Origin of the sequence: Aquamicrobium defluvii (genome assembly GCF_004363725.1) — a bacterium.
GTDB lineage: Bacteria > Pseudomonadota > Alphaproteobacteria > Rhizobiales > Rhizobiaceae > Mesorhizobium > Mesorhizobium defluvii.
In genome coordinates this window covers 1-18055 of the sequence record NZ_SNZF01000026.1, presented here as the reverse complement: position 1 = coordinate 18055, position 18055 = coordinate 1, and the positions used below count along the sequence as shown (strand labels likewise).

At 62.4% G+C, this 18055-nt stretch carries 14 protein-coding genes and 2 pseudogenes; 7 read left to right on the top strand and 9 right to left on the bottom strand.

Features of this window, described 5'->3' with window-relative positions; translation table 11 throughout:
- Position 1: 1 nt before the first annotated feature.
- The 4 genes from DES43_RS17135 to DES43_RS17120 all read right to left on the bottom strand — a co-directional run bounded on the left by DES43_RS17135 (position 2) and on the right by DES43_RS17120 (position 4697).
- Positions 2–1507 (bottom strand): ABC transporter substrate-binding protein, encoded by a 1506-nt coding sequence (locus tag DES43_RS17135; RefSeq protein ID WP_035031382.1) that lies wholly within the window; start codon positions 1505–1507, stop codon positions 2–4.
- 20 nt (positions 1508–1527) lie between these two features.
- On the bottom strand, positions 1528–2574 hold the full coding sequence (locus DES43_RS17130) for an ABC transporter ATP-binding protein (RefSeq protein WP_063608095.1): 1047 nt from the start codon (positions 2572–2574) through the stop codon (positions 1528–1530).
- Positions 2564–3550, bottom strand: coding sequence for an ABC transporter ATP-binding protein (locus tag DES43_RS17125; protein ID WP_035031378.1), 987 nt, complete (start codon positions 3548–3550; stop codon positions 2564–2566). Before DES43_RS17125 ends, DES43_RS17130 begins: the two co-directional genes overlap by 11 nt.
- A 361-nt stretch (positions 3551–3911) precedes the next feature.
- The gene (locus DES43_RS17120; protein ID WP_035031375.1) at positions 3912–4697 is read right to left on the bottom strand and encodes an IclR family transcriptional regulator domain-containing protein; all 786 of its coding nucleotides are present in this window, start codon (positions 4695–4697) and stop codon (positions 3912–3914) included.
- 259 nt (positions 4698–4956) lie between these two features.
- Between DES43_RS17120 and DES43_RS17115 the strand changes: the two genes are divergently transcribed.
- From DES43_RS17115 to DES43_RS17095, 5 genes are all read left to right on the top strand, one after another.
- Positions 4957–7011, top strand: coding sequence for a hydantoinase/oxoprolinase family protein (locus DES43_RS17115; RefSeq protein ID WP_035031373.1), 2055 nt, complete (start codon positions 4957–4959; stop codon positions 7009–7011).
- A 19-nt stretch (positions 7012–7030) separates the two neighbouring features.
- A complete protein-coding gene (locus DES43_RS17110; protein WP_051520764.1) occupies positions 7031–8764 on the top strand; it encodes a hydantoinase B/oxoprolinase family protein in 1734 nt (577 codons plus the stop codon).
- Between the two features lie 137 nt (positions 8765–8901).
- Positions 8902–9198: a (2Fe-2S)-binding protein gene (locus DES43_RS17105; RefSeq protein WP_035031370.1), complete on the top strand. Its 297-nt coding sequence runs from the start codon at positions 8902–8904 to the stop codon at positions 9196–9198.
- Positions 9191–10573, top strand: coding sequence for an FAD/NAD(P)-dependent oxidoreductase (locus DES43_RS17100; protein ID WP_035031367.1), 1383 nt, complete (start codon positions 9191–9193; stop codon positions 10571–10573). The genes DES43_RS17105 and DES43_RS17100 overlap by 8 nt, the downstream gene beginning before the upstream one ends.
- Entirely contained in the window at positions 10570–11718 is a 1149-nt protein-coding gene (locus tag DES43_RS17095) for an NAD(P)/FAD-dependent oxidoreductase (RefSeq protein ID WP_051520763.1), read from the top strand. Before DES43_RS17100 ends, DES43_RS17095 begins: the two co-directional genes overlap by 4 nt.
- Positions 11719–12000: 282 nt before the next feature.
- Here the strand turns inward: DES43_RS17095 and DES43_RS23395 are convergent.
- The 5 genes and pseudogenes from DES43_RS23395 to trxC form a co-directional block, all read right to left on the bottom strand.
- Positions 12001–12180, bottom strand: a pseudogene (locus DES43_RS23395) (IS481 family transposase); the annotation flags it as partial.
- A gap of 183 nt (positions 12181–12363) precedes the next feature.
- A complete protein-coding gene (locus DES43_RS17085; RefSeq protein ID WP_035031501.1) occupies positions 12364–14178 on the bottom strand; it encodes a heavy metal translocating P-type ATPase in 1815 nt (604 codons plus the stop codon).
- Positions 14179–14370: 192 nt separating this feature from the next.
- Positions 14371–14748 (bottom strand): DUF5368 family protein, encoded by a 378-nt coding sequence (locus DES43_RS17080; protein ID WP_035031360.1) that lies wholly within the window; start codon positions 14746–14748, stop codon positions 14371–14373.
- A 13-nt stretch (positions 14749–14761) separates the two neighbouring features.
- Positions 14762–16057 carry an NAD(P)/FAD-dependent oxidoreductase gene (locus DES43_RS17075; RefSeq protein WP_245264780.1) on the bottom strand — a complete coding sequence of 432 codons (1296 nt, stop codon included), beginning with the start codon at positions 16055–16057 and terminating at the stop codon, positions 14762–14764.
- A gap of 69 nt (positions 16058–16126) precedes the next feature.
- The gene (trxC, locus tag DES43_RS17070; protein WP_035031353.1) at positions 16127–16576 is read right to left on the bottom strand and encodes a thioredoxin TrxC; all 450 of its coding nucleotides are present in this window, start codon (positions 16574–16576) and stop codon (positions 16127–16129) included.
- A 93-nt stretch (positions 16577–16669) separates the two neighbouring features.
- On the opposite strand from trxC, the gene DES43_RS17065 reads away from it, so the two are divergent.
- Both DES43_RS17065 and DES43_RS17060 read left to right on the top strand, forming a co-directional pair.
- A complete protein-coding gene (locus DES43_RS17065) occupies positions 16670–17053 on the top strand; it encodes an ArsR/SmtB family transcription factor (protein ID WP_051520761.1) in 384 nt (127 codons plus the stop codon).
- Positions 17054–17065: 12 nt separating this feature from the next.
- Positions 17066–17807, top strand: a pseudogene (locus DES43_RS17060) (MFS transporter); the annotation flags it as partial.
- Between the last annotated feature and the right edge of the window lie 248 nt (positions 17808–18055).

The following is an 18055-nucleotide window of genomic DNA, read 5'->3' as shown; positions in this document are numbered from 1 at the left end:
GCTACCCGTTTTTGGGCGATGCAAAGCGCATGAACAGGAAGCCGTCCCGGCGCCCTTCATACTGGACATCCGGCGCAACCCCGTACGCGACCGGGATGACATAGAGGTAGACCCACGGCGCTTCCTCATACAGCTTGCGGTCGAACTGCTGATAAATCTTCTCGCGTTCCGCACGGTCGAGGGCCGAGCGGCCCTTCGCCAGCAGCGCGTCGGTTTCGGGGTTCTTGTAATAATAGTCGCGGCTGTTGGAGTGGAACAGCGTGTAGGCGTAGCGGTCCGGCTCGGGGTTATCGTCCCACCAGTAGACATACATGTCCTGCTTGCGGGCGCGATACTGTTCCACCATCACGGAACGGTCCAGCGGCCGCAGCTCCACCTTCACGCCGATCTTTGCGAGGTCGGCTGCGATAACCTGCGCCTGCTCCTGAATCTGCACCATGTCGGTCGGATAGCTGAGCGTGGTGGAAAAGCCTTCCGGATAGCCGGCCTCGGCCAGCAGCGCCTTCGCCTTTTCCATGTCGTAGGCATAGGGCTGAAGCGTCAGGTCAGCGCCGAAGGTGCGCGGGCTGAGCGGTCCCGCAGTCAGGATCGCCTTCTCGCCGAACAGCGCCTTGTTGATCAGCTCGCGGTTGATGCCATGGTTCAGGGCCTGCCGCACACGCTGATCGTCGAACGGCTTCTCATAGGTGTTGAGGCCGATGTAGTTCATGATGCCCATGCTGTTGGTCAGCGAGCCCCGTCCGGATTTCTCGATCATGTCCTGGCTGTTGCGCGAAATGCCCTCGACCAGGCCGACTTCACCGGTAAGCAATGCGGCAACACGCGCGCTTTCCTCGGGAATTGTACGGAACACCAGACGGTCATAAGCCGGCTTGCCCGCCCAGTAGCCGTCGAACGCCTTCAGCACGATGTCGCCGCCACGGTCCCATTTTTCGAAGACATAGGGGCCGGCACCAATCGGGTGGCGATTGAAGGTGTCAGGATCGGTCCCGGCAGTCGCCTTGGGAGGCACGATCGGCAGATAGATCGACATCAGATGCAGGATGGGGGCGAACGGCTCCGAGGTGGTGAACTCGACCGTCAGCGGATCGATGATACGCACGCCGGTGATCTGCTGCATGCGCGCTGCATGAGGGGAAGCAATTGCCGGGTCGAGCAGACGCTCCAGCGAAAACTTCACCGCTTCGGCATCGACATCTTCGCCGTTGTGGAACTTCAGCCCTTCCCGCAGCTTCACCTTCAGCGTGGTGTTGCTGGTAAACTCCCAGCTCTCGGCGAGCCCCGGCCCGACGCCGCCATCTTCAAGCGGATCGAACAGACGGTCCTGAATATTGAAGGCAACATTCAAGGAATGCTGCAGATTGTTGCGCGCGGCATCGAGACCGACCGGTTCGGCGGACTGCGCCACGATCAGTTGCGCTTCCTGCGCCACAAGGGGTTTTGGCGCCCCCAATGCCACGACCAGGGCAAGAGCAGCGGCTCCCACCCATTTCCCGAGCGATTTCATTTGTTTTCTCCTCCTTGTTTTCAGTGTTGGTCCGGCCTGCGACCCGCTAATCCGGCTTTTTCCACCGGAACGGGTGCAGGCGTGTCGATGCCGCCTGTCGGTGCGAAAAGATGGCAGGCGACCCGTCGTCCGCCGCCAACCTCGTTGAATGCGGGTGCAACCGAGTTGCACTGCTTCAGGGCGAGCGGACAACGGGGATGGAAATGGCAACCACGAGGCGGGTTCACCGGCGAAGGAATTTCGCCGGTCAGCAACTGGCGTGTCTTGCCGGGGCGCAGCCTTGGCACCGGCACGGCATCGATCAATCCTCTGGTGTAGGGATGCAGGGGCTCGCGAAACACGTCTTCCGTGCGCCCTTCCTCGACAACACGGCCCAGATACATGACCGCGACGCGATGGCAGATGAACCTGATCGCTCCCAGATCGTGGCTGACCATGACGAAGCTGGCGCCGGATTCTTCCTGCAACTGCTTCATGAGGTTGAGGATCTGTGCCCGGATCGAAACATCGAGCGCGGAGACCGGCTCATCGCCGATTATCAGTTCCGGCCGCAGCACAAGCGCGCGGGCAATGCCGATACGCTGGCGCTGGCCGCCGGAAAATTCGTGCGGATGACGGTCGCACAGGCGCGGGTCCAGCCCCACTTTCGCCATCACTTCCCGCACCCGCTCGAGCCGGGCCGCCGCGCTGTCGCGGCTGTGCACGCTCAATGGCTCATCGATCAGCTCGCGAACCGTCATGCGCGGGTTGAAGGAGCCGAACGGGTCCTGAAAGACGATCTGCATGTGCCGTCTTTCCCGGCGCAGTTCCTCCTTCGTCAGACTTCTGATGTCGCGGCCGCGAAAGATGATCTCGCCCTCGTCCGGTTCGACAAGGCGCAGCATGGCGCGCGACAGGGTGGTCTTGCCGCAACCGGATTCGCCCACAATGCCGAGCGTTTCCGCACGGTTCAGGCTGAACGAAACACCGTCAACCGCATGGATATAGCGCTGCTGCCTTGAAAAAAGCCCCGAGCGCAACTCATAGCGGCGTACCAGATTCTTGACACGCAGCAGTTCAGCTTGCATCGGCGGCCTCCCAGCAGGCTACGTGATGTTGGGCGCCGACAGCGACACGCGGCGGATCCGAAATCCGGCAGATATCGCGCGCGACCGGGCAGCGCGGATGAAAACGGCAGCCACCGGGCAAATGGCCCGGACGGGGCACATTGCCTTTGATTTCATGCAGCACGTCCGGCATGTCTTCCGCATCGGGCTGCGGAACTGCACCCATCAGGCCGCGCGTGTAGGGGTGACGCGGATTCCGGAACAGTTCCGCAACGGGCGCCTCTTCCACCACGCGCCCGCAATAGAGGACGGCAACATGATCCGCGACTTCGGCAACAACGCCCAGATCGTGCGAAATGAAAACGATCGAGGTTCCGAAATTGCGCTGCAGGCCGCGCATCAGTTCCAGTATCTGCGCCTGTATGGTGGTATCCAGTGCGGTTGTCGGCTCGTCCGCGATCAGAATCTTCGGCCGGCATGCAAGCGCCATGGCAATCATGACCCGCTGCCGCATGCCACCGGACAAATCGGCGGGATATTGCCCGACGCGGATTTCCGGTGACGGCACGCCGACCGCCGCCAGCGCTTCCACGGCTTTGGCGCGTGCCTGCGGCCTCGACAGCCGCTGATGCGTGCGGAACACCTCGGCAACCTGATCGCCAATGGTGAAGACAGGGTTGAGCGCGGTCATCGGCTCCTGAAAGATCATGCTGATCTCATTGCCGCGCATGGCGCGGATTTTGCGCTCGGGCAGCGTCGCAAGCGACCGGCCCTCCAGGCGGATATCTCCCCCGGAAATGCGCAGCCCCGGCGCCAGCAGCCGCAGGATGGAATAGGACAGCAGGCTCTTGCCACAGCCGGATTCTCCCACAAGCCCCAGCACCTCTCCGGCCCGCAGCCCGAGGGTGACGCCATCGACAAGGCGTACCGGCCCGTCCGCCAGCATGGCGTCGATCGATAGGCCGTCAATTTCAAGCAGCGGCGGCGCAGCTTCCATTGCGAAAATCCCCTCTCACGCCCGGCTCATGCGATTGTGTTTATTCAGCTATAATTATTTGGGCGCATTCCGCACATAAGTGCGCAACACGCACATCTAAGTGATAATGATCCGGCGTGTCAATATGCAAGCCGGCCCGCAAGCGAAGGGAGGCTGCGGCTTTCAGAAAGAAGGACTGGCTGGAAACGTCAGCGAAGCACGAATCGGCACGCCGCAGGGGCGACCGAACGGGCGTCGACGCGATGAAATGAGCTGCCACCTCTGAGGCAACGGCGCTCTCAAGAGCGCCGTTTCATCGGCTCAGGGGTTTGCTTTGGCTGGCACCCGCGAAGCCAGACAAGGCCGCACCATTGCAAATGTCCTAGAAATTGCCGATGGCGCGCTCGGTGTCGCGCGCAGCGCCGCGCAGAACTGGAAGCACCGTTTCAAGCAGCGTTTCCACGGAAACACGGCCGGCATGCGCGCCAACGCTCATCGCCGCGATGACCTTGTTGCGCCGGTTGTGGATGGGAACCGCTATCGAGCGCATTCCGCGCTCGAATTCCTCATCGACGATCGCATAGCCATGCAGGCGCACGTTTTCGAGCCTGTCCATGAAAGCCTGCCTGTCGCCGGGAAGAGATTGCGGATCGCGAAGCGCCTGCAATTCCCAGATAGCATCGAGTTCGGCATCGCTCAGTTGCGCCAGCAGAACCTGTCCGGCCGTGCTGGTGAAGCTCGGCAGCCGCATGCCCACAGCAAGCGATTCCGTCATCACCCGGCCCGTTGCAACACGCGCCACACAGATGACGTCACCTTCATCCAGCACACCGAGGGAGCAGCCCTCGCCGACCTGGCGGGTGACATCTTCCATGTAGACCTCAGCCACATCGGCAATACCGAAGGAGGAAAGGTACGAATATCCAAGCTCAAGCACACGCGGGGAAAGCTCGAACAGGCGCCCGTCGGTGCGCGCATAGCCAGTGGCGACCAGCGTGTGAAGAAGGCGGCGCGACGTAGCGCGGGTCAGGCCGGTGCGCCGCGAGACATCGCTCAGCGTCATATGGGAATGGTCCCGGTCGAAGGCGCGGATGACCGACAACCCCTTTTCAAGGGAGTGGATAAAATCCCGCCGTTCAGGCGACTTGCCTTCGTGTTCCTCGTCCAATCGCCACTCCCAAAAACGCCGATAAATACAGAGCATTTATCTCAGGCCGGCAAACCGAACCGGAACATAGACGGGAGGTGCAGGCTGTCAATGCAAAGGCAAAAGAATGGCTCCGGCGGTGCTTGACAGCCGCGCGAGAGTATCATAGCCAATACGTGCGTTAAGCGTACATATGTGCGCAATACGCACATAAGCTCAAATCTTGCATGGATGCACCGGTAACCGGCTGCACAAGAGGGCTTAAAGGGAGGACATCTCGATGACGCTTCGTATTGGCGTCGACACTGGCGGCACCCACACAGATATCGTGCTTCTCGACAGAAGCGCCTGCGAATTTCATACGCTGAAGGTACCCACCACGCCGGACGATCTGTCGATCGGCATTCTGGATGGCGTCCGGCGTATCATGGGAGAAAACGGCTATGCGGACAGCTCTGCCGACATCTCCTTCTATTATGGCACGACCCTCATCACGAACATCATCGTGGAGCGCAAAAGCGTCCGCATCGGCCTCGTCACAACGGGCGGGTTTCGCGACGTTCTGGAAATCGGCCGCGCTGTCCGCAAGCCCAACATCTACGACATCCACTGGCGTCCTCTCCCTCCGCTGGTTCCGCGCGAGCTGCGCCATGGCGTGAGCGAACGCATCGACTACAAGGGCAACATCGTCGCGCCCCTGAACGAAGATGACGTGCGTTCCGTGCTTCGCAAGCTGCTTGGCCAGAATGTGCGGGCCATCGCAATCTGCCTGATGAACGCCTACGCGAACCCGGAACACGAGCAGCGCATCGCGGCAATCGCCGCTGAAGAATGCCCGGACATTCCGGTTTCGCTGTCCAGCGACGTGGCGCGTGAATTCCGCGAATACGAACGGACCTCGACCACCGCGCTCAACGCGTTCGTCGTTGCGCCGATGACCGCTCACCTCGACCAGCTTGCCGCCCGCCTTTCCGGACAGGGCATCGAGCATGTGCCGTTCATCATGCGCGGCAATGGCGGCGTGATGAGCTTCGAGCTGGCCAAGAACCTGCCTGCTGCGGTGACGCATTCCGGACCGGTCGCAGGCATCGTCGGCGGCAACGCCATCGCGCGCGCGGCCGGCATTGAAAATGCCATCACCTTCGACATGGGCGGAACCTCGTCCGACGTGGCGCTGATTTCGCAAGGCAAGCCCTATTCCACCACGCGGGGAGATCTCGCCGGCTATCCGATCCTTCTGCCGATGCTGGACCTCGTCACCATCGGTGCCGGCGGCGGCTCTATCGCCTGGATCGATCCGGCCGGTGGCCTCAAGGTCGGTCCGCAGAGTGCCGGCTCCGTGCCGGGTCCGGTCTGCTATGGCAGGGGCGGGGAAAACCCGACCATCACCGATGCGAATCTGGTTTGCGGCCGCCTGAACGCCGACTTCTTCCTCAATGGCGAACGCGAACTGCGGCTGGATATGGCGCGTCAGGCAATCGAGGAGAAGATCGCCGGGCCGCTGGGGATGAGTGTGGAGCAGGCCGCTCTCGGCATCCTTGCGGTGGCGGAATCGCACATGGTCAACGCCATCAAGCTGGTATCGGTCCAGCGCGGCATCGACCCGCGCGATTTCACGCTGATGGGTTTCGGCGGCGCCGGCCCGCTGCACACCGTATCGCTTGCCGGTGCGCTCGGCATCGAGCGCGTGCTCATTCCCGCCGCGCCCGGCAATGTGTCGGCGTCAGGACTGCTCTCGGCCGAAATCCGTCACGATCTGGTGCGCACCAGGGTAGCGCCGCTGACGTCGGTCGACGCAGATGCCATGGAAGCGGACTTCGCGCTTCTGGTTGCCGAAGCACAGGAAAGCCTCGACAGGCAGGATGCGCATGACGGCCAGATCCTGCGGGCGCTGGACCTTCGTTATCGCGGCCAGGCTTATGAGCTGACCCTGCCGGTTCCTTCCACCGCCCTCGACAGTGCGTTGTTCGACAAGATGGCCGAAGCTTTCCATGCCGAGCATGAGCGCGTCTACGGCTACCGGCTCGACCATCACGGCATCGAGATCGTCAACCTGCGCGCCACCGCAATCGGCGGCCTGCCGGAAAACCCGTGGCCGGCGTCGGAGAAGCGGGAAGGTGCTGCCCAGCCTGTCGCCACGCGCCCGGTGATCTTCGGCACCAGCACCGATGCGCAGGAATGGCCCGTCTACCGCTTTGTTCAGGTTGCCGCCGGCCAGACTGCGAACGGACCCGCAATTATCGAATATCCGGGTTCAACCTGCATTGTTCCAGCCGGGTGGACGATCACCTGGGACGAGGCGCGCCACGCGCACATCGTCAGGAACGCGAACTGATTTCGGCAAGGTGGTTCAGATGACTATTGCAGCCAATGTAAAGCCCCGCAGTGAAGGCTCCGCCGGACGTTCGGGCGTCAATCCGATCACGCTGGAAATCGTCCGTAACGGTCTGACCATGATTGCGGAGCAGATATCGCGCCGTATGATCCGGGCAGGAACGTCGTATATCATCAAGGAGATGGAAGACTGCTCCGCCGCTCTGTTCGACGGGCAGGCGCGTCTTCTGGCGGAAAGCGCCTCCATTCCCATTCACCTCAACTGCATCGGCATCACGCTCAAGACGGTGCTCGAGCACTACTACCCTGCCGACACCTGGCGCCCGGGCGATGTTGTCATCACCAACGACCCCTATGCGGGCGGCGAGTCCAAATCCTCGCACCACACCAACGACATCATCGCTTTCTACCCGGTATTTTCCGGCGAAAGGCTGGTGGGTTTCACCGCGCTCAACACTCACCATATGGACATCGGCGCCATGTGGATGGGAACGCGCGGATGGGGCGTGGAGATCTGGCAGGAGGGCCTGCGCATTCCGCCGCTCAAGCTGATGCGGGAAGGCAAGCTCGACCAGTCCCTGATGGCGCTTGTGCTCAACAATACGCGCGTTCCGCTCATTCTGGAAAACGACCTCATCGCGGAGATGTCGGCGATCCAGAAGGGGGCGGAGGAGATGCAGAAGATCTTCGACAGCTACGGCACGGACACCGTGCTCGATTGCTTCGACGAACTGATCCGCCAGTCGGAGGTGCGCACGCGCGCCGAAATCGCCGCCATACCGGACGGCGTTTATCGTCATGAGGAAAAGATCCTCGACGACGGCGCCAAGGGCGGACCTTACAATCTGTGCCTGACCATGACCGTCGAGGGCGACAGCATCACCTTCGACTATACAGGCACCGATCCGCAGATCGACGGCCCGATCAATGCACCGCTCTCCGCGACCATGGCCGCGACCTATTATGTGATGAAGTGCATTACGGACCCGACCATCCCCAATACGGAGGGCTGCTCGCAGCCGATCACCATCATTGCGCCGCCCGGCAGCCTGGTGAATGCCCAGCTTCCGGCCGCCTGCTTCCAGCGCATGATCGTCTGCCATTCCATCGTCGACCTTATCATGGGGGCGATGGCACAGGCTGTGCCGGAGCGGTCCATGGCCGACAGTTGCGGCTGCCTCTACAACTCCGTGGTGGCGCCGCATCTCGAAACCGGTGAAATCGGTGTGGCTTCCGAGGTGGTGCCGGGCGGCATCGGCGCGACCTCACGGGCAGATGGCCTCAATGTCATGTCCTGCCATGTCACCAACTGCCCGATCCCGCCGATCGAAGCGACCGAGATCGAAGCCCCCGTCCTCTATCTGCGCCGGGAGTTCTCGCAGGACAGCGGCGGCGCGGGATACTGGCGCGGCGGTCTCGGTCAGGTGCTCGAATACAAGGTGCTCGGCAAGAACCCGCTCTTCCACCACACCTCGCAGAAATCCGTCATCCCGCCACAGGGCATGATGGGCGGAATGGCGGGCAACGGCGGCGGCTGGTACATCAATCGCGGAACGCCCGCTGAGCGCAAGCTCGAATATGCAATCGGCGATGTGGAATTCCTCAACACAGGCGATGTGGTGACGCATATCAGCCCCGGCGGCGGCGGCTATGGCAATCCGCTAGAGCGCGACCGCGAAAAGGTCCGCCGCGACATCGAGGCCGACTTCATCAGCCGCGAGGCCGCCGAGAAACTCTACGGCTACTCCTTCTGAGGAAATCGCGGCTGGCTCGCGCCGTCAGCCGCTATCTCCGGCCAATGACCACCGGCAACCGGCAAAACCGCCAGGCCGCCACTGGCGGTTTGCGGCGCCGGCCGGTGGTTTTCACACATCGATTTTCCAGCAGGCCAATGTACAGCCCCCGCTTTCACAGCATATCGGAAAACGACCGGCAAAAGCTTACCCTGCTTGTCGACGGCGTTTCGGTCGAGGCGAGAGAAGGCGATACCCTTCTCACCGCCCTGATGAGACACGATGGATGGGTCAGGACACATGAGTTCGATGCCGGGTCGCGTGCCGGGTTCTGCGCCATGGGCGCATGTCAGGATTGCTGGGTGACACTTGCCGACGGACAGCGTCTGCGCGCCTGCACGACACCTGTGCGCTCGGGAATGGCCATTGTCAGAAAGCCGGCAATCAATGTCTGAGCTTTCTGAAAAACCATCTTCGCGCATCGCAATCATAGGCGCCGGACCGGCGGGCATGCGTGCTGCGGAAACGCTGCTGCGCGCCGGCCTGAGCGCGGCGTTGATCGACGAGGCGCCCCTGGCAGGTGGCCAGATCTACCGGCAGCCGCCGGAAAGCCTGCGCCGGCCGGCCAGACAGCTCTATGGCTCCGAAGCCCGCAAGGCGCTTGCATTGCATGAGAGTTTTTCCCGCCTGCGCACCAGCATCGACTATCGTCCGGAAACGCTCGTATGGGGGGCAAGGGAAAAGCGGCTGCTGCTGTCCGGGCCTGCGGGGAATACGGAACTGGCTTTCGACAAGGTTATCCTTGCCACCGGCGCCATGGACCGCATCGTGCCGGTTCCGGGCTGGACGCTGCCCGGTGTATATTCTCTGGGCGGCGCACAGGTGGTGCTCAAAGGGCAGGCCTGCCTCATCGGCAAGCGGCCAGTATTCATCGGCACTGGCCCGCTGCTGTATCTGGTTGCATATCAGTACTGCAAGGCGGGCGCGGAACCTGCCGCCATTGTCGACACCAGCGATTTTACCGCTCAGATCGGGGCGCTTCCACGGCTGCTCAGTCAGCCCGCCACCTTGCTCAGGGGCATCTGGTACAACGCCGCCCTGGTGGCCCGCCGCGTTCCGGTCTTTCGCTCCGCAAAGCCGCAAAAGATCGAGATCCGGGGCCGGCAGCTTGTCGTAACCTTTAAACGCAACGGCAAAAGCTTCGAAATCGGCGGTGACGCCGTCGGCATGGGATGGGGCCTGAAACCGGAAACGCAGCTTGCCGAAATTCTAGGCTGCGCGTTCAGTTTTCATGCCGGTTCGCGGTGGCACCTTCCCCGTTGTGACGCCATGGGCCGAAGCAGTACGGAACATGTCTATATCGCAGGCGATGCTTCCGGCATCCGGGGCGCGGACGCTGCCGAAGCGGCCGGGGAACTGGCAGCATTCGCCGTATTGGAAGATCTTGGACACACGGTGCCACAGACAAGAAGGCAGCGGCTTCTGGCGCATCTGGCGCGGGCTGAAAGGTTCCGTTCCGGTCTGGAAAGGGCGTTTCCCTACCAGGTCCCCGAGCTTGCCGGCGATACGGTGCTTTGCAGGTGCGAGAACGTCACCGTGGAGGAAGTTCGCGCCGCGATATCCTCATGGCAGATTTCCGAACTGAACCAGCTCAAGGCCCTTACCCGCTGTGGAATGGGGCGTTGTCAGGGTCGGCTGTGCGGCTCTGCCGCCATGGAAGTTCTGGCGGCTGAAACCGGGGTCGAAATTTCCGATGTCGGCAGCATCAGAGGGCAAATCCCTCTCAAGCCTCTGATCGGTGCCCGGTTCCAGAGAAAGGCCGCGCCGTGAGCGACATCATGCAATGCGATGTCTGCATTATTGGCGGCGGACTTGTCGGCTGTTCCACCGCTCTTCATCTGGTGCGGGCCGGCAAATCCGTGGTCCTTGTCGAGCGTGACAGGATCGGCGCTCATGCCAGCGGCGCGAATTTCGGCGGTGTGCGCCGTCATGGGCGCAACGTGCTCGAACTGCCGCTTTCGACGCGCGCGTTCGATATATGGCGCAATATGGGCACGCTGGTCGGCAATGACTGTGAATTCATGCCGACCGGCCATCTCAAGATTGCCCGCAGTGAAGCCGAGATGGCCGTTCTCGAACAATGGAGCAGCTTCGGTGCGGAGCATGGCATTCCCGTCGTGCTGCATGATCGCACTTCATTGCGCGCGAATTTCCCCTGGCTGAACACCAGCAGCTTCGGTGCGTCTTTCTGTCCGGGCGACGGCCACGCCAATCCACGGCTCGCCGCGCCCGCTTTCGCGCTGCGGGCGGGAGCGGAAGGGGCCGTTGTCATTCAGGGGGATGGTGCCACTACCGTTGAAGATGCGCGCGACGAATTCGAAGTGACGCTGCATTCCCGCAGGCGCATACGCGCTGCGGTGCTGGTAAATGCGGCAGGCGCGTGGGGGCGCCATTTCGCCCGGTATTATGGCGACGAAGCCCCCGTGGAAGCGGTTGCGCCGCAAATGTTCGTCAGCGAGCCGGTTCCCTACATCATAGATGCCGTGCTGGGCATGGTGACGGGAGGTCTCTATCTGCGCCAGATTCCGCGTGGCAATGTGATCTTCGGCGGCGGGCGCGGCATTCTGGACCCGAACTGCCATCGCAGCAGTCCAAGCGATCGCGTCTTTGCCGAAACGGTGGGTTTGGCAGGCGACCTGGTCCCGTCGCTCAGGGACATCGCGGTCATTCGCTCATGGACCGGTGTGGAAGGCCATTGTGAAGACGGCCTGCCGATCCTCGGCCCGTCGCCGCGCCGCGCCAATCTTTATCACGCCTTCGGATTCTCCGGCCACGGCTTCCAGATGGCGCCCGCTGTCGGTGCCGTCCTGAGCGAACTGATTGCGCGCGGATTCTCCGAAACGGACATCTCCGCACTCAGTCCCCGGCGTTTCACCGGCGCAAAAAGCAGCATTCTGGCCGAAAGCGAGATATGAAGAACCGGCGATGCCACTTGAGCGGACCGATCTGCAATTTGCAGAGCCTGGCGGTGTTTCCCCTGAGGGTCTCAAGGATCTGTCCGCACTGATGGCTGCAAGCGGCGGTCGGTGCCGTACCGGGTTTCACAAGGCCGAACATCGCATTCATGCGGAGCGCATGTCTGTGGAGCAGATGGTGCTGCGGTTCCGGGACGCTCCGCGAACGGGATGCCATTACCGGTCGGGATCGCGTGGATCTGCAGGGAATGGCCGCCAGAATGTGTTCGAGCAATTCCCATGCCGTTTTTCCGTCGGCCCTATCTTCATGTCCTCGGGCGTCGGACGTTTCCGCCACTTCGCCACCGTTTTCGGGTTGATGCCCAGTTCGCGGCTCAGCTACGCGAGCGAAGCCTGGGATCGCGTTGTTGCAGCTCTGACGGCGTGTGTCGTCGTGGCGCTTCCGTGACGAGCTTGTCCCACGGGCCCTCCTTCCATTCCAAAGAGAGGAGTGCACCATCAACCGCGGATCGAACAGCTGTGAAGCAAATGCGGGAAACTGGATCCTGCCTGAATTCCGGCGCCTGTGGGAGCTCAAAACAATCGCTTCATCCACTTCATGACGCCGGCCAGGACGACATTGATGAGTGTCGAAAACAGCAAGCCTCATCGCAACGCGCGCAGTGCATTCACGATGACTGCGACGTCGATAGCCTCCTGCAAAAAAGCTCCGGCGACCGGAGGAAGGTAGCCGAACGCGGCGAAGACCATTGCAACGACCGATAAGCCCAGACCCGCCAGGACGCTCTCGAGAGCGATGCGGCGTGTTCGCCGGGCGGCACGCACCGCGACCGCCAGCCTGTCGATGCGGTCGACCAGCAGTACGACGTCGGCGCTTTCGGCGGAAGCCGCCGAGCCGCGGGCTCCCATGGCAACACCAACTGCGGCGCTGGCGAGCGCCGGGGCGTCATTGACGCCATCGCCCACCATGAGGACCGGCGCGCGTGCTGCCTCCTGCGCCACGACTTCGACTTTTTCCTCCGGCGTCAGCTCTCCGTAGGCCGGCGCGACCGAAAGCTGGCCGGCAACGGCATCCACGACATCCTGACGGTCACCGGAAGCGATCACAATCCTGTCGATCCCCGATTCCGTGAGTGCCTCCAGCATGGCAGCCGCATCCGGTCTGAGGTCGTCGGCAAGGACGATGATGCCGGCAAGCGCCCCATCCACCGCGACCGCAACGACCACGCTTCCCTCAGGAAGATCCGCGCGCAACGCATAGGGATCGCGATCCCTGACGAGTTCACGGATAAATCGACTGCCGCCGACCGCAATGTCGCGACCCTCGACGCGACCGTGAATCCCGGTTCCCCCGATTTCGCGCACCCCGGAAGGCGGTGACAAGGGGAGGTGCCTGTGATGCGCTTCCTTCACGAGTGCCTGCGCTATCACATGGCCGGACGCCTGATCCAGCGACGCTGCCAGACGCAGCATTTCGTTGGCATCCCGGCTTTCCACTGTTCTCATGGTGATGATGCGTGCTTCGCCGAAGGTAAGTGTGCCTGTCTTGTCGAGGATCGCCGTTTTCACCTTCGCCAGGGTTTCGAGTGCGCCGCCATCCTTGATGAGGACGCCTTCCCTGGCCATACGCGACATGCCGGCGATGATGGCGACGGGCAAGGCGAGGATCAGCGGGCAGGGCGTGGCCACCACGAGCACGGCCAGTGCGCGGATCCTGTCGCCTGTCGCCCACCAGGCCGCGCCCGCGATCAGAACGGTCAGGAGCAAGAACCAGATGGCATAGCGGTCGGCGATGCGTACGATCGGCGCCTTCCGTTCCTGTGCCTGCCGGACCAGCCGGACGATGTTGGCGTAGGTACTTTCTGCCGCCGGACGGACGGCGTGCAAATCGAACGGTGCGCCGGCATTTGTCGCGCCACTCAACACCTCGTCACCCTCCTGGAGCCGGGCAGGAAGGCTTTCTCCGGTCAGTGCGGACCGGTCGAGGATGGCCGTATCGGAAAGCAGGGTTCCGTCGACCGGCACGACTTCGCCTTGACGTACGAGGATGCGGTCTCCTGGCAGGATAGTGTCGATCGGCACGATCTCCAGCCTGCCATCCACATAGCGGCTGGCTTCACGTGCGACGCGGCCGAGCAAGGCCGACATTTCGCGGCGGGCGCGTCCCGCGGCATAACCCTCCAGAAACTGTCCACCGGCATACATCAGCGCGACGATATTGCCTGCCAGCAGTTCGCCGAAGGCGAGTGCGGCCGACATGGACAGGGCCGCGACAATATCCAGACCGACTTCGCCACGGCGCAGGCTGGTGACGATTTCCACGATCAGCCCGGTCAGCACGATCGCCGTTCCCGCCGACCATGCCCATCCGGACCATGCTTCACCGGCGATCCAGGCGAGTGTTCCAACGGCCAGACCGCCAGCAGCGATCGCAAGAAGAAAAGTGCGCGCTGACGGCATCTGTATCCCCATCAGGAAGATTCTCCGGGTCGTCGTAAAGGTGGTTCGGGAGTTCGCGGCATCATCTGTCGGGTCCCGTCGCCAGCCTTTAGCAATCGGGGTGCCGCAGGTCGGAGGGGATGACCTGCCGCACCCCGGTGCGTCGATCTTTCCTGTCGCCCCGGCCCGCGTTTTGGCGCGGTGGAGGTTTCGTCAGGTCGCGACCGGGTGTCTCACGCTCCTCGCCGCACAACGGCCCGCCGCGAGCATGAACACGATTGCCCCGGCCGCAATACCCGGCACGAGGGCAAGCAGAGTGGCGAACAGAATGTCGACCGCGCCGCTCAACGCATCGATGCCGGCGAGCGTCCAGCCAGGAACCATGAAGAAGAATACGGCCGTCGCAAGGACCGTTGCCGCGATCGCCGCCATGACCGGCTTTCTGGCCGGACGATCCGCACGGCGCAGGCGCAGAGCCGTCACGATCACGCCGACAAGCAGGAGAAATGCCGCACCGGCGAGGGCGAAGAGCCAGGCGCCCAGGCTTTCATAGAGAATGAAATAAAGCGTCACAGGATCGAAGTCAGCCATTTGTCCTTGCTCCTCACGCGCGTCCGCGCAGCATGGCGCGGTAGGCTCCCTTGAGCCCCTTCTCCTCGATCAACCACGAGATCCAGCGTTCCCCGAGCGGATCGATGAAGGGGAATGAGGGGATAAGGGTGCCGTCATAGTCGAACTCGATCAGCATCGCCTTGCCGTATGCGGTGACCATCGGGCAGGATGTGTAGCCGTTATAGGTTGCGGTCGGCTCGCGGCCGGCCGTTTCGGCAACCAGATTGTCCACGACCACAGGCACCTGCCATTTGACGCTGGCTGCCGTCTTGCCACGGGGAACCCCGGCGACGTCTCCAACAGCGAAGACATTGGCAAAGCGCGGGTGGCGAAGCGTCGTCTTGTCTGCCTCGATCCAGCCATCCGCGGCAAGCGCACCCTCCTGCCAGGGCAAGGGGCTGTTGATGATGGCGTCAGGGGCGCGCATGGGTGGAACCACGTGGATGAAGTCATAGTCGAGGGTGACATCACCGCTCTCGGTCCGGTAGGTCGCCTTCTTCGCGCCGGGATCGATCGCTGTCAGAACATGGTTGTAGTTCACTGCGACGTCGCGTGCGGCAAACATCTCCCTGACCTTGTCGTTGACCGGTGGAACTGCGAACACCGTGCCGGCATGTGCGTTGTAGATCAACTCCACATTGCCGCGCCGCCCCTTGCGACGCGCCCTGTCGTCTGCGATGAAGGTGATCTTGAGCGGCGCGCCGGCGCATTTCATCTCCGAAGATGGACGGCCGAACAGGCCGACGCCGCCCTTGTCGACGAAGCTTTCGATTTCCCGGAACGAGGCGGCGGCCGCATCGGGCCCTGCATAGATCGACGCAATGCCGTCTTTCCCGATCAGCGACTCGTCCATACCGTCGATGCGGCGATAATCCAGCACAAGGCCGGTTGCCGCAAACAGGAAATCGTAATCCACAACGCGACCCGATGCGGTCGCAACGCGGTTGGCGTCGGGATCGAACTCCGTCACGCTTTCCTCGATCCATTCGACGCCGGAGGGGATGAAATCGGCGTTCCGGAAGGTCACGTCCGACGGTTGCCAGAGACCTGCCCCGATCAGGGTGTAGCCCGGCTGGAAATGATGTGCGCGCTTGGCGTCGATGATTGTGATGGTCGCGTTTTCCATCTGTCGCGACAATCTGGACGCTAGTGAAAGGCCGGCCGCACCCGCGCCGGCAATGACGATGCGGGCGCGCGCCGACGACACCTGGGCACGGGTTGAAGACGCTCCGAGCGCGCTGAGCGCACCAGCGGCACCGGCGCCAAGAAGTAGTTCTCGTCTGTTCATCATACACCTCGGTTCAAAGGCCATTGCGTTCTTTTGCGCGTCGTGCCGATGGTGGATTTTGCTCCCTTTCTAGGCCACGGTGCCCAGATGTCTTTGCGTCCAGTCAAAAATCTGCCTGGCCGTCATGGCGCCGGACGTTCGTGCAAGCTCCTTGCCGCCCCGGAACAGGATCATGGTCGGGATGCCGCGGATGCCGAGTCGTCCCGCGACCTCCGGCTCACTGTCGGAGTTGAGCTTGATCAGGCGGACATGGGGTTCAAGTTCTGCGCTCGCCTGGGCAAAGGCTGGCGCCATCATCCGGCAGGGCCCGCACCACGGCGCCCAGACATCGACGAGAACGGGGATGTCGTTTCGTGTCACCTGGCGATCGTACATATGCCCATCCACATCGACGGGATGGCCCTCGAAAAGCTTCTGCTTGCACGATCCGCAGCGGGCAGGCCGGGCGTCGCGCCCGGCAGCAATCCGGTTCACTGCCGCGCAGTGAGGACAGACGACGTTATGGTCACCGGCTTTCATGGTCCTGATCTCCGCAACATCGTGACGGCGAGTGTCGCCGGCGCGGACATTTGTCGTTGACATATATATTCAAATTATCGTAGATTCGCAACAATGAAAATTGATCTTGAAGCCATTGAAGCGGCTGCCGACGATGCCAGCGAACTGCTGAAGGCGCTCGCCAACCGGCACCGCCTCCTCATCCTGTGCCAGCTCATCGACGGCGAGAAGTCGGTCGGGCAGCTTGCGGAATATCTTGGCATCCGCGATTCGACTGTCTCCCAGCATCTGGCTCTGCTGCGCCGCGACCGGCTGATTGCCGCCCGCCGGGACGGCCAGACGATCTGGTACCGGATCGAGAGCGAAGCGGCGCGCAATGTGCTGTCCAGTCTGTACAAGTCTTTCTGCGAACCACGCGTGGCAAGGAAAGCGGCAGCCTCTGATGCGCCATTCGCGCGGAACCGGATCACCAGGCGGCCCAAGGCGGATCACAACTGACAGGGGATATCGATGCCGGTGGATGCGCTTGCACGCAGGAACGTATTCATCCTGACAGTCGCACAGGCATTGGGGGGCGGCCAGCCCGCCGATCATCATTTCGCTTGGCGGCATCGTCGGTCAGGCGTTGTCGCCGAATCCCGCGCTCGTGACCTTGCCGGTCAGCCTCTACAATCTCGGGCTTGCGCTCGGAACGATCCCGGCCGCGATTGTCACGCGTCATTTCGGACGCCGGACCGGATATCTGTTCGGCGCGGGGATCGGTATCATCTCGGGTCTCGTTGCGACGCTGGGCGTCATCGCTGCGGCATTCGTGATTTTCTGCCTCGGCACTTTTCTCGCCGGTTTCTATGGCGCCTATGTCCAGAGCTATCGTTTCGCCGCGACGGACGCGGCCTCCGACAGTTTCAAGGCCAGGGCGATCTCGCTTGTGATGATCGGCGGTCTGATCGCCGCCGTCATCGGGCCGCAGCCGGTCATCTGGACGCGCGACGCGCTGCCGGCTGCGCTCTTCGCGGGCAGTTTTCTCAGCCAGGCGGCTTTGGCGCTGCTGGCGCTTCCCGTGCTGGCAATGCTGCGCACCCCGAAGATCGCACAGGCCAGGACGTCGACAGGCGATGGCGGTCCCCTTCGGGAGATTCTTCTCACGCCGCGCTTTGCGCTCGCGGTGGCGGCAGGAATGGTCTCCTACGGGTCGATGAGCTTCGTCATGACCGCCGCGCCTATTGCCATGGTCGGCTGCGGGTTTACCGTCGGTGGGGATACCCTCCTCCCCCTCTGACGCACGAGCAGGCCCCATATGGCGATCGTCGGCCAGATGCCGGGGACGGAACGTTTTCGCAATGTCGAGCGGCATCAGGTTCTCACCGATCCGCGCATCCTGTCGGTCCGGGTCGATGAAAGCCTCTAGGCACGAAACCCAATCAGGATGTTGATTGGTTTAAGCTTTCATGATTCAAGCTGGAAAACGCTGGAGTTTGGATCATGGCAGGAGAGTTCTGG

What these genes read in the sequence shown, in the direction of transcription:
- DES43_RS17115 (WP_035031373.1), top strand. Translation starts at nt 4,957, where the DNA reads ATGACGCTTCGTATTGGCGTCGACACTGGCGGCACCCACACAGATATC.
- DES43_RS17125 (WP_035031378.1), bottom strand. Translation starts at nt 3,550, where the DNA reads ATGGAAGCTGCGCCGCCGCTGCTTGAAATTGACGGCCTATCGATCGAC.
- DES43_RS17110 (WP_051520764.1), top strand. Translation starts at nt 7,031, where the DNA reads ATGACTATTGCAGCCAATGTAAAGCCCCGCAGTGAAGGCTCCGCCGGA.
- DES43_RS17065 (WP_051520761.1), top strand. Translation starts at nt 16,670, where the DNA reads ATGAAAATTGATCTTGAAGCCATTGAAGCGGCTGCCGACGATGCCAGC.
- DES43_RS17075 (WP_245264780.1), bottom strand. Translation starts at nt 16,057, where the DNA reads ATGAACAGACGAGAACTACTTCTTGGCGCCGGTGCCGCTGGTGCGCTC.
- DES43_RS17135 (WP_035031382.1), bottom strand. Translation starts at nt 1,507, where the DNA reads ATGAAATCGCTCGGGAAATGGGTGGGAGCCGCTGCTCTTGCCCTGGTC.
- DES43_RS17080 (WP_035031360.1), bottom strand. Translation starts at nt 14,748, where the DNA reads ATGGCTGACTTCGATCCTGTGACGCTTTATTTCATTCTCTATGAAAGC.
- trxC (WP_035031353.1), bottom strand. Translation starts at nt 16,576, where the DNA reads ATGAAAGCCGGTGACCATAACGTCGTCTGTCCTCACTGCGCGGCAGTG.
- DES43_RS17130 (WP_063608095.1), bottom strand. Translation starts at nt 2,574, where the DNA reads ATGCAAGCTGAACTGCTGCGTGTCAAGAATCTGGTACGCCGCTATGAG.
- DES43_RS17100 (WP_035031367.1), top strand. Translation starts at nt 9,191, where the DNA reads ATGTCTGAGCTTTCTGAAAAACCATCTTCGCGCATCGCAATCATAGGC.
- DES43_RS17105 (WP_035031370.1), top strand. Translation starts at nt 8,902, where the DNA reads ATGTACAGCCCCCGCTTTCACAGCATATCGGAAAACGACCGGCAAAAG.
- DES43_RS17085 (WP_035031501.1), bottom strand. Translation starts at nt 14,178, where the DNA reads ATGCCGTCAGCGCGCACTTTTCTTCTTGCGATCGCTGCTGGCGGTCTG.